The following is a 13175-nucleotide window of genomic DNA, read 5'->3' on the forward strand; positions in this document are numbered from 1 at the left end:
AATCATCCGCAGGCCGATCCGGACCTGGTCACCCGCGCGATCGCGCGGCCCTGCGCGACCATATTCGTCACCAGCCGCTGCACCGTGGAGGTGGGAAACCCGGTGGCCTGCTGAATCTTCCCCAAGGTCGACGACGGCCGTGCCGGTCAGAAGGCATCGAGTATCCGGTGATCTTCACCAGCAGCAGCTGATGGTTGGCGGCCGCGCCGCCGTCATCCCTGGACATACGCCGAATCTACGCCGCGGTCGCCCCGGGCCGATCCCGGCTTTTCTAGAGGGCGTTCCCGGCGTCGACGACGTGCGTGGTGCCGGTAATGTATTTCGCCGCATCGGATACCAGGAACAGCACCGTGTTCGTGATGTCCTCCGGCTCGAGGGCGGTCACCGGCAGCCGGTTCATCGTCCCCGCCACCGCTTCGAAATCGGCGCGTTCCGGGTTCTCCAGATCCGGCCGGAACAACCGGTAGGTGGATTCGTTGTAGACCATATCGGTGCCCACTGTGCCCGGGTGGACCGTATTGACCCGGATACTCTGCGGTGCCAACTCCTTGGCCAGCACCTTCATCAAACTCACCAATCCCGCTTTCGCGGCGGCGTAGTGCGCGATGTTCTCCTGGGCCACCATCGCAGCCACCGAACTGGTGATGACCACCGATCCACCGTGCCCGGATTCGACGATATGCGGTACCGACGCCTTCAGCGATTTCCAGACACCGGTCAGGTTGATATCGATCATCTCCTGCCAGGTGTCCTCGCTCATGCCCAGCGTCGGTGCGGGACTGGAGATACCGGCGTTGGCGACCACGATATCGAGGCGGCCGAGTGCCTTCACGCCTTCTTCGACGGCAGTGGTCAGGGCGGCGAGGTCGCGGACATCGGCGTCCCGGGCCAGGATCCGCCGCCCTTCGGCCTCCACCAGGCGAGCCGTTTCGGCCAAATCCTCGGCCGTGGCCAACGAGTAGGGCACACTCTTCGCCTCCGCCGTGGTGTCGACGGCGATGATGTCGGCACCTTCCCGGGCGAACCGCACCGCGTGGCTTCTTCCCTGACCACGACCGGCCCCGGTGATGAACGCGACCTTGCCGTCCAGTGTCCCCATGACCGTCTCCGTCACTGTCGATCCGGCTGTTGCCGAAAGAATATGACGCGCAGTGCCGAAATTGTGCCCGAATGGGGACGATCAGGCCTCGACCAACTCCGCCTCGGCCTTTTCGTCCATATCGTTCTCGTCCGGTGCACTGGATCGGTTCGGCAACAGGACCGCCATGACGATCACGATCAACGACAGTGCCGCCGACACCGCGAACGCCCACTGCATCCCGCCCAGTTGTGCGGTCACCGCATCGGCACCGCCGTCCTCCAGCGTGCCCGCCCGGGTCGCCATCACGGTCACCACCAAGGCGGTCCCCAGAGCGGCGGCGACCTGCTGAAGGGTGCCCAGCATCGAGCTGCCGTGCGAGTAGAGATCCTCCGGCAGCGCGCCCAGCGCGAGGGTGAACACCGGGGTGAAGGCCGCGGCCAGGCCGATCATGAGCAGGATGTGCAGGCCGAGCAATTGCCAGTACGGCGTACTGATCGAGATCTGCGTGAAGCCCGCGAGCGCGGCGGTGATCGCTACCGCTCCCGGAATCACCAGGATACGGCCACCGAAACGGTCGAACATCCGGCCGATCACCGGCCCCAGCAGGCCCATGGCGAGCCCGCCCGGCATCACCAGCAGACCGGTGAGCAGCGGCGACAGCTCGCGCAGGTTCTGCAGGTACAGCGGCAGCAACATCATCGAACCGAGCATCGCCAGGAACGCCACCGCCATGAGAACCAGCCCCTTGGCATAGGGCGCCGCCCGCAGCACCCGCAGATCCAGCAGCGGCGTCCCGGTGCGCTGCAACCACAGCTGACGGGCCACGAACAAGCCGATGAGCACGATCCCGGCCCCGGTGATCAGCGCCGGAGTCGTCACACTGCCGGCCTCGAACTGGCTCAGCCCGTAGACCAGGCTGCCGAAACCGAGTGCCGCGAAGGCCACGCTGAACCAGTCGATCGAGCCGGTCTCCGGCTCGCCGACGTTCTCCAGACTGCGCAGGCCGAACCAGGTGACCACCCCCGCGATCGGCAGCACCAGCAGGAACAGCCACCGCCACGACGCAACCTGCAGTACCAGACCCGAGATGACCGGGCCCATGGCCGGGGCCACCGAAATCGCCAGGGTCACGTTGCCCATGACCCGGCCACGATCACGTTCCGGGACCACCGTCATCAGCGTGGTCATCAGCAGCGGCATCATCACCGCCGTACCGCCCGCCTGCACGATCCGCCCGACCAGCAGCACCGCGAACGACGGTGCGACCGCGGACAGCACCGTACCGGCGAGGAAGATCCCCATGGCCATGGCGTAGGCCCGCCGGGTCGTGACCCGCTGCAGGAACCAGCCGGTCACGGGGATGACGGCGGCCATGGTGAGCATGAAGGCGGTGGAGACCCACTGTGCCGCACGTTCGGTGACCTCGAGATCGTTCATCAGCCGCGGAATCGCGTTGATCATGATGGTCTCGTTCAGGATCACCACGAAGGTCGCGATCACCAGCAGCCGGATCACCGCCGGGGTTCCGCCGCCCGCCCGGCGAACAGATTTCAGTGCGGGCATCGGCTACCTCCGGGGTTGTGAACGAACTGGTGCGTGGCTGGGTGGTCAGCGTCGACCGGCCCGGGCCACATATGAAAGCAGACGGATACGACATGTCCGGCTCATCGGTGACGCGCCGATCTTTCCTGCGGCTACGCATGAGATCAATCGATTTTCGGGCACCGTCTATTCCCCGGAACCGCCGCAAATATCCCGTTTACCGCCGAGAACGGGCGATTCCGCGGGCCGGGCTTGCACACCGGACCGCTCTCGCTGTGAGCGAGGTCATGCCGGCAGTCGCGCGCTGCCGCCCGGCGCCGTGAATCGTTCACCGTCACGCAGCGCCCGGGCAGTGCGGGCCGCCCGCAGGAGCGGCCATACGGTTCCACCGAGCTGGTGGGCGGCCGAGACGCGGGTCGTCGATCGCGCCCCGAGCACTACCGGCCCGCCCTGCCGGAACCGGTACGCATCTCCGGCCCCGTCGGCCCCGCGCGTGGCCCGAACCTGGAACGGCACGAAGCACACTCCTGTATGACCACACGCACAGTTCGGGATCCGATACGCCGCACAGCGCGGTCAGCCGAGTCCCAGCCGCTGCGAGGCGACCTCCAGGTCCTTGTCTCCACGGCCCGAAAGGCACAGCAGCACAATCGAATCCTCGGCCAGTTCGCCACGGTCGGCCATATCCAGGAGGTGGCCCACCGCATGGGCCGATTCGAGGGCCGCGATGATACCCTCGCTGTGTCCGAGTGTTTGCAGGGCGCGCAGGGCCAGCGCGTCGGTCGCGGCCGCGTACCGGATACGGCCGGTCTCCTTCAGATGGCTGAGTTCCGGTCCGACTCCCGGATAATCCAGTCCGGCGGCCACACTGTGCGTGACCGCGATCTGCCCGTCCTCGTCCTGTAGCAGGTAGCTGAAACTGCCGTCCATCTCGCCCGGTGAACCGGCGCTCAGCGATGCCGCATGCGCGCCGGAACCGATACCGTGCCCGGCCGCCTCCACCCCGATCAGCCGGACCTGCGGGTCCGCGACAAAAGGATGGAACGTCCCGATGGCATTACTTCCGCCGCCCACACACGCGAGCACGATATCGGGCAACCGGCCCTCCGCGGCCAGAACCTGCGCCCGCGCTTCCACGCCGATGACGGTCTGGAAATCGCGCACTATCCGCGGATAGGGAGCGGGTCCGGCGACTGTTCCGAAGAGATAATGGGTGCTGTCCACATGCGCGACCCAGTCCCGAACGGATTCGCTGATCGCTTCCTTGAGCCGCCGGTTCCCCATTTCCGCGGCCCGTACCTCGGCCCCCAGTAGACGCATTCGCACCACATTGTGCCGCTGCCTGTCCATATCGTCGGCACCCATATATATCGTGCAGGCCATTTCGAGCATCGCGCATACCGTCGCCACCGCGACCCCGTGCTGCCCGGCACCGGTTTCGGCAACGATCCGGCGCTTGCCCATCCGCTTGGCCAGCAATCCTTGCCCGAGCGCATTGTTGATCTTGTGCGACCCGGTGTGCGCCGCATCCTCGTGTTTGAGATAGACCGTCACCCCCGGCACCCCGAGCTGCGCCGCGAAACGCGGCACCTGGTGCAGCAGGGTCGGCCGCCCGATCCGGGTGCGCATCAGCTCCGCCAGCTCACCGGCGAACACCTCGTCGGCACGGGCCTGCTCGTACGCGCTGTCCAGTTCTATCAGGGCGGCCATGAGCCCTTCGGGAACATACCGGCCGCCGAATCGCCCGAACCGGCCCCGCTCATCGGGCAGCCCCTCCTGGTAATCAGGACTCTGATCCAACCCGTGATCGATGACCATCCAGCACCCGCATTCTCTGATTCCTGATTACCGAGAGAGATTCTGTGCGGCCGGCGCAAACACCGGATCTCCTCCTGGCAACGGATCCGTCAACAGTAGAAAAGGTGTTGGCAGTGCCGATTCCCGCCGCGGGGAAGAAAAGCGGTACGGCATTCACGCCTTGCGGCCCGTTCGGGTGCTGTTCGCACTGGAGGATGCAGGCCGGCGGCCGGGCGGGTTATCTGGGCACTCCCCTTACCGTCCCACCGACGCGATCCCTATTGTAGGATTGTCGACAATTCAGCCCAGATATGACCGTGCGCCGACAAGGAGGAGCCGTCGCCGTGCTCACCGAAGAGACACTCACCGACGCCGAACGCACCGCCGTGCAGTCCGTACCCGACGGGCTCTTCATCGGGGGCCGATGGCGTCCGGCCGCGGCCGTCATGCCGGTGATCGATCCGGCCACGGGGCGACAGCTGCGTACGGTCGCCGACGCCACGCCCGAGGAGGGGATGTCCGCGCTCGACGCCGCGACGGCAGCGCAGGCGCCGTGGGCACGGACCCCCGCTCGCGAGCGCAGCGATATCCTGATGCGCGCCCATCGCCTACTCCTCGACGACGCCGATCGGCTGGCCCTGATCGCTACCCTCGAAATGGGAAAACCTCTCGCGGAGGCCCGCGGCGAAATCACTTACGCCGCCGAGTTCTTCCGGTGGTTCGCCGAGGAAGCCGTCCGGCTCGACGGCGGATATATGCCCGCACCCGGCGGGGGCTCTCGATTCCTGGTCACCAAACAGCCCGTCGGACCGAGTCTGCTCATCACACCGTGGAACTTCCCGATGGCCATGGGCGCCCGCAAGATCGGCCCGGCGCTCGCGGCCGGCTGCACCTGTGTCGTGAAACCCGCTGAGCAGACACCGCTGTGCACACTGGCCCTCGCCGAGATCCTGCACAGGGCCGGGGTGCCCGCGGGCGTGGTGAACGTCGTGACGACCTCGGACCCCGGCCCGCTGATGGCACCCCTGATCCTCGATCCCCGGTCCCGCAAACTCTCCTTCACCGGATCGACGGCGGTGGGCAAAACCCTGCTGGAGCAGTGCGCACGCACCGTGATGCGCACCTCCATGGAACTGGGCGGCAACGCTCCCTTCCTGGTGTTCGACGACGCCGATCTGGACGCCGCCGTCGACGGCGCGCTGGCCGCGAAAATGCGGAATATCGGGCAGGCGTGTACGGCGGCGAACCGTTTCTTCGTCCACCGGCACGTGGCAGGCGATTTCGCCGAGCGGCTCACGGCCCGGATGGCACAGCTGCCGCTGGGGCCCGGCACCGAACCCGGCGTCGTCGTCGGGCCACTGATCGACGCCGACGCCGTGGCAAAGGTGACCGAACTGGTGGCCGACGCCCGCGCCCGGGGGGCACGGGTCCTGCTCGGCGGCGAGCCACTCGACGGCCCCGGCAACTTCTATCCGGCAACGGTGCTCACCGATGTGCCCGACGACGCACTGATCTGCCATACCGAAGTCTTCGGCCCGGTGGCCTGCCTGAGCACCTTCGACACCGAAGACGAGGCGCTCGACCGCGCCAACGACACCCCGTACGGCCTGGTCGGCTACGTCTACACCGAAAATCTGCGGCGCGGTCTGCGCGTCAGCGAGGCACTCGACACCGGAATGGTCGGCCTGAACCAGGGCGTGGTGTCCAATCCGGCCGCCCCGTTCGGCGGGGTGAAAGAATCGGGCCTCGGTCGTGAAGGCGGCCTGGTCGGTATCGACGAATTCCTCGAAATCAAATACATCGGAGTGCCCCTGTGAGTTCCTATCGGATCGCGACCATTCCCGGCGACGGCATCGGCGTCGATGTCACCGCCGAGGCAGTCAAGGTCATCGACCGGGTGCTGCCCGGTATCGAATGGACCGAATTCGACTGGTCCTGCGAGAACTATCTGCGGACGGGCGCGATGATGCCCGAAGACGGTCCGCGCACTCTCGCCGGATTCGACGCGATCCTGCTGGGCGCCGTCGGGTTTCCCGGCGTTCCGGACCATATCTCGCTGTGGGGGTTGCTGATCCCGTTGCGGCGCGCTTTCGGCCAGTACGTCAACCTGCGGCCCGTCCGATTGCTGCCCGGCACCGAATCGGCCCTCCGCGACCGCACCGCCGCGGATCTGGACCTGCTGATCGTGCGGGAGAACTCCGAAGGCGAGTACTCCGAGATCGGCGGTAAGCACAACCCGGGCCGCCCCGAGGAATTCGTCCTGCAGGAATCGGTGTTCACCCGCGCCGGCTGCGAACGGATCATCCGCTACGCCTTCGAGCGGGCGAGCGAGCGCACGGGCCGGTTGTGCTCGGCGACGAAATCGAACGGCCTGATCCATTCCATGCCGTACTGGGACGAGATCTTCGACCGGATCGCCGCCGACTATCCGGCCGTGCAGACCCGGCAGATGCACGTGGACGCACTGGCCGCGGAAATCGTGCTGCACCCCGACCGGCTGGACGTGATCGTCGGCTCGAACCTGTTCGGTGACATCCTCTCCGATCTGGCCGCCGCCGTCACCGGCGGGCTTGGCCTGGCGCCCTCCGGCAACATCAACCCCGCCCGCGACGCTCCCTCCATGTTCGAGGCGGTGCACGGAAGCGCCCCGGATATCGCCGGGCAGGGTATCGCCAACCCGGTCGCGCAGATCCTCGCGGCCGCCATGCTGCTCGACCACCTCGGCGAGCACACCGCAGCCGCGGCCGTGGACCGGGCCGTCACCGAGGTCCTCGGCAACGGTGGCCCGCGCACACCCGATCTGGGCGGCACCGCCACCACCACCGAGGTCGGCACCGCCATTGCCGACCGGGCATCGGCGCTGCTCCCGGCCGGCTGACGCAGCGGATCGGGCGAACGCGCCGGTCGGCGAACAATACGGTCCCGGTCCCCGGATGGTGCCGCATGGTGTTTCCCATGCGGCACCGCACGGTCGGGCCTTCGGTCGACGACCACATCGGTGTTCGGCGGGCTCGTGTTCGGCCGCATCATGTGCCGAGAGCCGCGATATGAAAAGGGTCCGAGCAGCTGGGCACAGCTCACTGCCACGAGCTCTCGGCAGCATCGAGGTGGTGTGTGCCGAAACCACCGCCACTCGCGGCTCACCCCGACCGTCGCCTGCCGGAAGCCTTCCGCGGTGCGGTGAATCGGGGCCCGCGCGGTAGGCGGGCCGGGTTGTCCGGCTGTGGCCCGGGTACCGGCGCCGATAGGGTTGTGTCCATGAACGCCTGGAGGATCCGAGCCGTCGCCGGTTCGCCGGACCACGGCCGCGCGTGGGGCCGTCATACGGAAACGGCCGGCCAGGGGCAGACCCGGCCCGGCCGGTTCGGCAGAACCACCGGCGCGGCCCGTTCGCTGTACACAAGGACGCTGTCGTGACCGTGCTCATCGCCCCGGACAGTTTCAAAGGCACCTATACCGCCAGGCAGGTCGCCGAGGCCGTCGGCCGTGGCGTCGAGGAGAGCGGAGGCCGCGCGCTACGGCTGCCGGTCGCCGACGGCGGCGAGGGAACCCTGGATGTACTCGTCGAGCCACTCGCGCTGGACCGGGTGACCGCCGAGGCACGTAACCCCTGGGGTGTGCCGTGCACCGCCACGATCGGTCTTTCCGGCGAAGGGATCGCGGTGGTCGAGGTCGCCGCGGCCAGTGGGGTGACCACCCCGCACGCGGGTTCACGTGACCCGGTCACCGCCGATACCTACGGCACCGGCATGCTCATCGCGGCGGCCGCGCGCCGGGGTGCCCGGCGGATCGTGGTCGCGGCCGGCGGTTCGGCCACCACCGACGGCGGTGCCGGCGCCATCGCGGCCATCGAGGAAGGTGGCGGCCTGCGGGGCGCGTCGATCACCGTGCTCACCGATGTCACCACCCGCTACATCGATGCCGCCCGCGTCTTCGCCCCGCAGAAGGGCGCCGATCCGGCGACCGTGGAACTCCTGACCCGCCGCCTCGCCGATACGGCGCGCCGGCTGCCGCGCGACCCGTCCGGTGTCGACGCCACGGGGGCCGCGGGCGGCTTCTCCGGCGGGATGTGGGCGCAGTACGGCGCGGAATTGCGGTCGGGAGCCGAGTACGTCCTGGATGCCGGGGGATTCGACATGCTGGCCGCCGGCGCCGGCGCGATCGTCGTCGGAGAGGGGCGTCTCGACGGCCAGACGCGCGCCGGGAAGATCATTTCGGCAATCCTGGCCCGGGCCGCCGATACTCCGGTGTACGCCGTGGTCGGTTCGGTGGGCGAGGATCTCGGCGATTACCGGTCGCGGTTCGCCGAGGTGATCGTCGCCTCCGACATCACCGCCATGCAGGCGGCGGGCCGCCACATCGGGGCCGCGCACATCTGAATCGTGGCCGGCAGGTTCCGCCCGCGCGGTTCACCACGGAGCGGTAGCACTCGTCCCTCACCGACGTCGCCCAGCCCGCCGAGCTACATCGGCAATGCCGACGAAGCCGAGCGCAGCCGGTACCGGGGCGGCGAATTCTCGATTCGACCGGTCTTGTCCGGGCGCAGACCCGCCGGTGACAGTACGTGTCGTCGGCGCCGATGGCGGCTCAGCCGGCCGGATCGTGTTCGGGCGGGAAACCTCCGGTGGCGATGGGGCCCCAGCGTTCGATGGTGATGCGGATCAGCGATTTGTCCTGCCGGGCCATGGCGGCGCGGTACTCGTCCCAATCCGGGTGCTCGCCGGCGATCCCCCGGTAGTAGTCGACCAGGCCGTCGAGCGCCGCCGGCATATCTCTCACCTCACCCCGCCCGTCGACCTGCACATACGCCTCGTTGAAATCATCGGACAGCACGCAGATCGATACCCGTGGATCGCGCCGGATATTGCGGGTCTTGGCGCGGCCGGGATAGGTGGAGACGACGATCCGGCCTTGCGGGTCGAGACCACAGGTCACCGGCGACATCTGCGGTGACCCGTCGGACCGGGTGGTGATCAGGACGCCGCGGTGACGGGATTGCAGGAACTCCAGCAGGGCGGCGCGGTCGACGGTGGTGGCGCTGGCGATGCGGGGCATAGGGGGCCTTTCTCTGCGTTCGCGGCGTGAGCTTTTCCGCAGCATAGCGAGGGCGGACGGTAGGGAGCGCGGCGCCGGATTCGGCATTGCGCGAACGGGTAGCCGCCGGGTATCCGGGCCGGACGAGATCACGAAGTCCGCGCCGGAATGCCTGACAACCAGGACCAGGAAGGAGTACGCGATGCCGAAGACGACTGCTCGCGGCACTGTCCGGAAATCGGAACTGCCGAGCACACTGCAGCGTTCGGACGAGAAAGCACAGCGCACCTTCGCCAAGGCCCACGACTCGGCACTGCAGACCTACGGCAGCGAACAACGTGCGCATCGGGTCGCCTACGAGGCGCTCAAGCACAGCTTCGAAAAGGTCGGCGACCACTGGGAGCCGAAGAAGAAGCGGGGCCCGTCCGACGAACGTGCGGCCGGCGGCGGCCCGAACCCGAAGGGCGCCAGCGCCGGCGGTGTGGACGCCAATGCCTCCAAACAGCATTTGATCGACGTCGCGGGCCGGCTCGATATCACCGGACGGTGGAAGATGACCAAGGACGAGCTCGTCACCGCCATCGAGAAATCCAATCGCCGCGCAACGGCCCGGCGCAGGAAATGACCGCTCCCGAGCCGCGGTCCACGCAACCGGCCGTACCCACTGTTTCGTGGACGATGCGGTGGGTAGGGCGGCGGTGACGGTGGGGACACCGCCGGCACAGCAGGCGCCCGCCACCGGGCGCGAACAAACGAACAGGAGGCCGTCATGAGCATCCAGCAGGAAACCGGCCAGTTCACGGGCACCAAGGACAAGGACTACAACCTCATCTGGTTCACCGAGGCATGTCTGAGCAACGCACTGCGCATGGAGGTGTACAGCCGGGATGCCGAGCGGGCCGGTGACGCCGAGATCGCCGAATTCTTCAAACGCGCCCAGCACGAGAGCCAGAAGGGCGCCGAGCAGGCCAAGGCGCTGCTCGCCCAGCGCCTGAGCTGATCCTGTCCGGCACGCTCACCGGCCACCGGCCTCCACCGGTGGCCGGTGGCCCCGGCGCCCGCGGACCACGACCGGCCGGCGCGCGCTGCGCCGGCCCGGCACCGACCGGGACGCCGGCCGGACAGCCGCATCCCGGCAACCGGCAATGACCCGGTGCGACGCCGAGGAAGCAAACCCCGCGCAGGATGCCCGGAAGGAAGAGCATGCGTGATATCGATCCGCGGCCGTCGCCGGAGCCCGGCCCCCCGGCCCCTGGCCCACTCCCCCGGACCCCGGCCGGCCGCCGCCCGAACCCGAGCCGGACAGGCCGTCCCCCGTACCGGATCCCGAACGCCCCCCGCCCGAACCGTGGCCCACCCCACCACCGCCTCCGCCCGATCCCGGGCGCCCGCCCGACCCGGCACATCCGCCGGTCCCCGACCCCACACATCCACCCCCCGCCGCCGGATCCGGGCCGCCCGCCGCGGATGGCCGTGGCGACAGCGGCGGTGCAGGAATCGATGCCTAGTGCGGTGTAGCGGCGGGCAAGGATGGCGGAGGTAGCCGCCGGAACCTTCTGCCACCACCCCCGCGGTGTAGGTGCGGGGAGGACCCGCCCAGACCCTGGAATCTCCTGCCGCAACCCGTTCGGCACCGGTTTCTGCGCAGACGAGGCCGGTGATTCAACCCCCGAGGAGCGGGTAGTCCGGCCGGAGTCCCTGGTCGGAAGGTCGACAGGAAGGACGTGACCATGGTCTCCGGACCCGACGAACCGCAGCGCCCCAGCAGTGCGACCCCGCACCCCAGCGGTGGCCTGCAGCGCGGCAGCGCTGCACAACAACCTCCCGCTGTCACTCCTCGACCGCACTCCAGCAGTGACCCGCAGCGCGGCAGCACACCCCCACCGCACGCCGGCAGCAGCGGGCCGCACAACATTCCGTACGAACACCGTTTTCCCGACGATTCACGGACCACCCGCTCGCATGCCGGCGAGTCCATCGAGGTCGCCCGTAACTGGCCGGGCATCATCCTGACCGCGATCGGCATCGTGCTGGTGGCGCTGACCCTGACCGCGGCCGGCTACGGATTCGAGGGCTGGGCCGTTATCGCGGGTATCTGCGGCGGGGTCTGCCTGGTGGCCGGGATCGCGATGGTGATCGCCGAACATCGCCGGGTGAAATCAGGAGAAGGAGCGAGCCTGCGGGAGCAGCGTGGGCACTGAGACCGGGGGCCGCGATATGGGTACCGAGGGTGGCGCCCGGCAGCGCCTCGACCAGTCCCGGGCGCCGATGCTGGAAGCGCTCGCCGACTATCGGCGGCTGGGCCGCTACGGTTTCACTCCCCCGGGACACCGGCAGGGCCGTGGTGTGGACGCACGGGTACTCGACGTCATCGGCCGGGACGCGTTCGCGTCGGACGTACTCGCGGCGCCCGGTCTCGACGACCGGTTGTCGCAGGGCGGCTACCTCGCGCACGCGGAAGAACTCATGGCCGACGCGGTCGGTGCGCAACGCACATACTTCTCCACCTGCGGTAGTTCGCTGTCGGTCAAGGCCGCGATGATGGCGGTCGCGGGCGGTTGCGACGGGGGCCTGCTCGTGGCCCGCGACTGCCATAAATCCATCGTGGCCGGCCTGATCTTCTCCGGGGTCGTGCCCCGCTGGATCACGCCGCGCTGGGATACCGAACGCCATTTCACCCATCCCCCGTCGCCCGAGCAGGTCCGCCGCGCCTGGGAGAAATACCCCGACGCCGCGGGTGCGCTGGTCGTGAGCCCCAGCCCGTACGGCACCTGCGCGGATATCGAAGGGATCGCCCGGGTATGCCATGAACGCGGAAAACCACTGATCGTAGACGAGGCCTGGGGCGCGCATCTGCCGTTCCATCCCGATCTGCCGACCTGGGCGATGGATGCGGGCGCGGATGTCTGTGTGGTGAGCGTGCACAAGATGGGCGCCGGGTTCGAGCAGGGGTCGGTGTTCCATCTACAGGGTGATCTCGTCGATCCGGTGCGGCTGCGGCATTGCGCGGATCTGCTGATGACCACCAGCCCGAATGTGCTGGTCTACACCGCACTCGACGGCTGGCGCCGGCAGATGGTGCAGCGGGGCCGCGAGATCTTCGACAGCGCATTACGCACGGCCCGGCAGGCCCGCACGGAACTCGACCGGATTCCGGGGATCGACGTGATGGAGGAGGATCTGCTGGGAGTCGAGGCCTCACACGACCTCGACCGCCTGCAGGTCCTGATGGATATCTCCGAATCCGGGGTCAGCGGGTACGAAGCCGACGCCTGGCTGCGCAATCACCGCCGGATAGATCTGGGCCTCAGCGATCATCGGCGGCTTTTGGCCACCTTGTCCTTCGCCGACGATGCGGAGACGGTCGAAACCCTGGTGGCCGCGATGAACGATTGGCGGGCACAGGCGAGACCCAGCGATACGCCGCGCAAGATCCACGTTCCCGAACCGGACGAATTACTTCTGGAAACCGCGATGCTGCCCCGTGACGCGTTCTTCGGCTCCACCGAGATGGTGCCGATCGGCAAGGCGGCGGGACGGATCGCCGCCGAACAGCTCACCCCGTATCCGCCGGGCATCCCCGCGGTAATCCCCGGCGAACGCCTCGGCGAGGGCGTTCTGGACTATCTGCGCACCGGTCACGATCACGGGATGAATCTGCCGGACGCCTCGGACCCCGAGTTGGAGCAGATCCGGGTCGTGGCCGGCTGACCGGCGAGCA

The 13175-nt window shown here is 68.3% G+C and carries 13 protein-coding genes; 7 read left to right on the forward strand and 6 right to left on the reverse strand.

All coding sequences use genetic code 11. From position 1 onward, the window contains the following. Positions 1-2: 2 nt before the first annotated feature. From NFL01S_RS37830 to trpB, 5 genes are all read right to left on the reverse strand, one after another. The gene (locus tag NFL01S_RS37830; protein WP_483247222.1) at positions 3-125 is read right to left on the reverse strand and encodes a hypothetical protein; all 123 of its coding nucleotides are present in this window, start codon (positions 123-125) and stop codon (positions 3-5) included. 146 nt (positions 126-271) lie between these two features. Beyond that, complete coding sequence (locus tag NFL01S_RS13890) at positions 272-1099, reverse strand: mycofactocin-coupled SDR family oxidoreductase (RefSeq protein WP_062975171.1); 828 nt, start codon at positions 1097-1099, stop codon at positions 272-274. An 81-nt stretch (positions 1100-1180) separates the two neighbouring features. After that, positions 1181-2644: an MDR family MFS transporter gene (locus NFL01S_RS13895; protein WP_062975173.1), complete on the reverse strand. Its 1464-nt coding sequence runs from the start codon at positions 2642-2644 to the stop codon at positions 1181-1183. A 264-nt stretch (positions 2645-2908) separates the two neighbouring features. Beyond that, on the reverse strand, positions 2909-3139 hold the full coding sequence (locus NFL01S_RS36480) for a hypothetical protein (protein ID WP_218019611.1): 231 nt from the start codon (positions 3137-3139) through the stop codon (positions 2909-2911). Positions 3140-3199: 60 nt separating this feature from the next. After that, on the reverse strand, positions 3200-4441 hold the full coding sequence (gene trpB, locus NFL01S_RS13905; protein ID WP_062975177.1) for a tryptophan synthase subunit beta: 1242 nt from the start codon (positions 4439-4441) through the stop codon (positions 3200-3202). A 425-nt stretch (positions 4442-4866) separates the two neighbouring features. On the opposite strand from trpB, the gene NFL01S_RS13910 reads away from it, so the two are divergent. The 3 genes from NFL01S_RS13910 to NFL01S_RS13920 all read left to right on the forward strand — a co-directional run bounded on the left by NFL01S_RS13910 (position 4867) and on the right by NFL01S_RS13920 (position 8799). Continuing rightward, entirely contained in the window at positions 4867-6237 is a 1371-nt protein-coding gene (locus NFL01S_RS13910; RefSeq protein ID WP_245670713.1) for an NAD-dependent succinate-semialdehyde dehydrogenase, read from the forward strand. Then, positions 6234-7298, forward strand: coding sequence for a tartrate dehydrogenase (locus NFL01S_RS13915; RefSeq protein WP_062975179.1), 1065 nt, complete (start codon positions 6234-6236; stop codon positions 7296-7298). The genes NFL01S_RS13910 and NFL01S_RS13915 overlap by 4 nt, the downstream gene beginning before the upstream one ends. Positions 7299-7833: 535 nt before the next feature. After that, positions 7834-8799, forward strand: a complete 966-nt coding sequence (locus tag NFL01S_RS13920) for a glycerate kinase family protein (RefSeq protein WP_062975181.1) — start codon at positions 7834-7836, stop codon at positions 8797-8799. Between the two features lie 208 nt (positions 8800-9007). Here NFL01S_RS13920 and NFL01S_RS13925 read toward each other — a convergent pair whose 3' ends face one another. Further along, the gene (locus NFL01S_RS13925; RefSeq protein WP_062975183.1) at positions 9008-9475 is read right to left on the reverse strand and encodes a PPOX class F420-dependent oxidoreductase; all 468 of its coding nucleotides are present in this window, start codon (positions 9473-9475) and stop codon (positions 9008-9010) included. 181 nt (positions 9476-9656) lie between these two features. On the opposite strand from NFL01S_RS13925, the gene NFL01S_RS13930 reads away from it, so the two are divergent. The 4 genes from NFL01S_RS13930 (at position 9657) to NFL01S_RS13945 (ending at position 13165) form a co-directional block, all read left to right on the forward strand. Continuing rightward, complete coding sequence (locus NFL01S_RS13930) at positions 9657-10079, forward strand: ChaB family protein (protein ID WP_062975185.1); 423 nt, start codon at positions 9657-9659, stop codon at positions 10077-10079. 144 nt (positions 10080-10223) lie between these two features. Next, positions 10224-10454 (forward strand): hypothetical protein, encoded by a 231-nt coding sequence (locus tag NFL01S_RS13935; RefSeq protein ID WP_033245578.1) that lies wholly within the window; start codon positions 10224-10226, stop codon positions 10452-10454. Positions 10455-11367: 913 nt separating this feature from the next. Further along, complete coding sequence (locus NFL01S_RS13940; protein ID WP_062975866.1) at positions 11368-11655, forward strand: hypothetical protein; 288 nt, start codon at positions 11368-11370, stop codon at positions 11653-11655. Between the two features lie 16 nt (positions 11656-11671). Further along, positions 11672-13165, forward strand: coding sequence for an aminotransferase class I/II-fold pyridoxal phosphate-dependent enzyme (locus NFL01S_RS13945; RefSeq protein ID WP_062975187.1), 1494 nt, complete (start codon positions 11672-11674; stop codon positions 13163-13165). The last annotated feature ends 10 nt before the right edge of the window (positions 13166-13175 follow it).

Source organism: Nocardia flavorosea NBRC 108225, assembly GCF_001613385.1.
Lineage (GTDB): Bacteria > Actinomycetota > Actinomycetes > Mycobacteriales > Mycobacteriaceae > Nocardia > Nocardia flavorosea.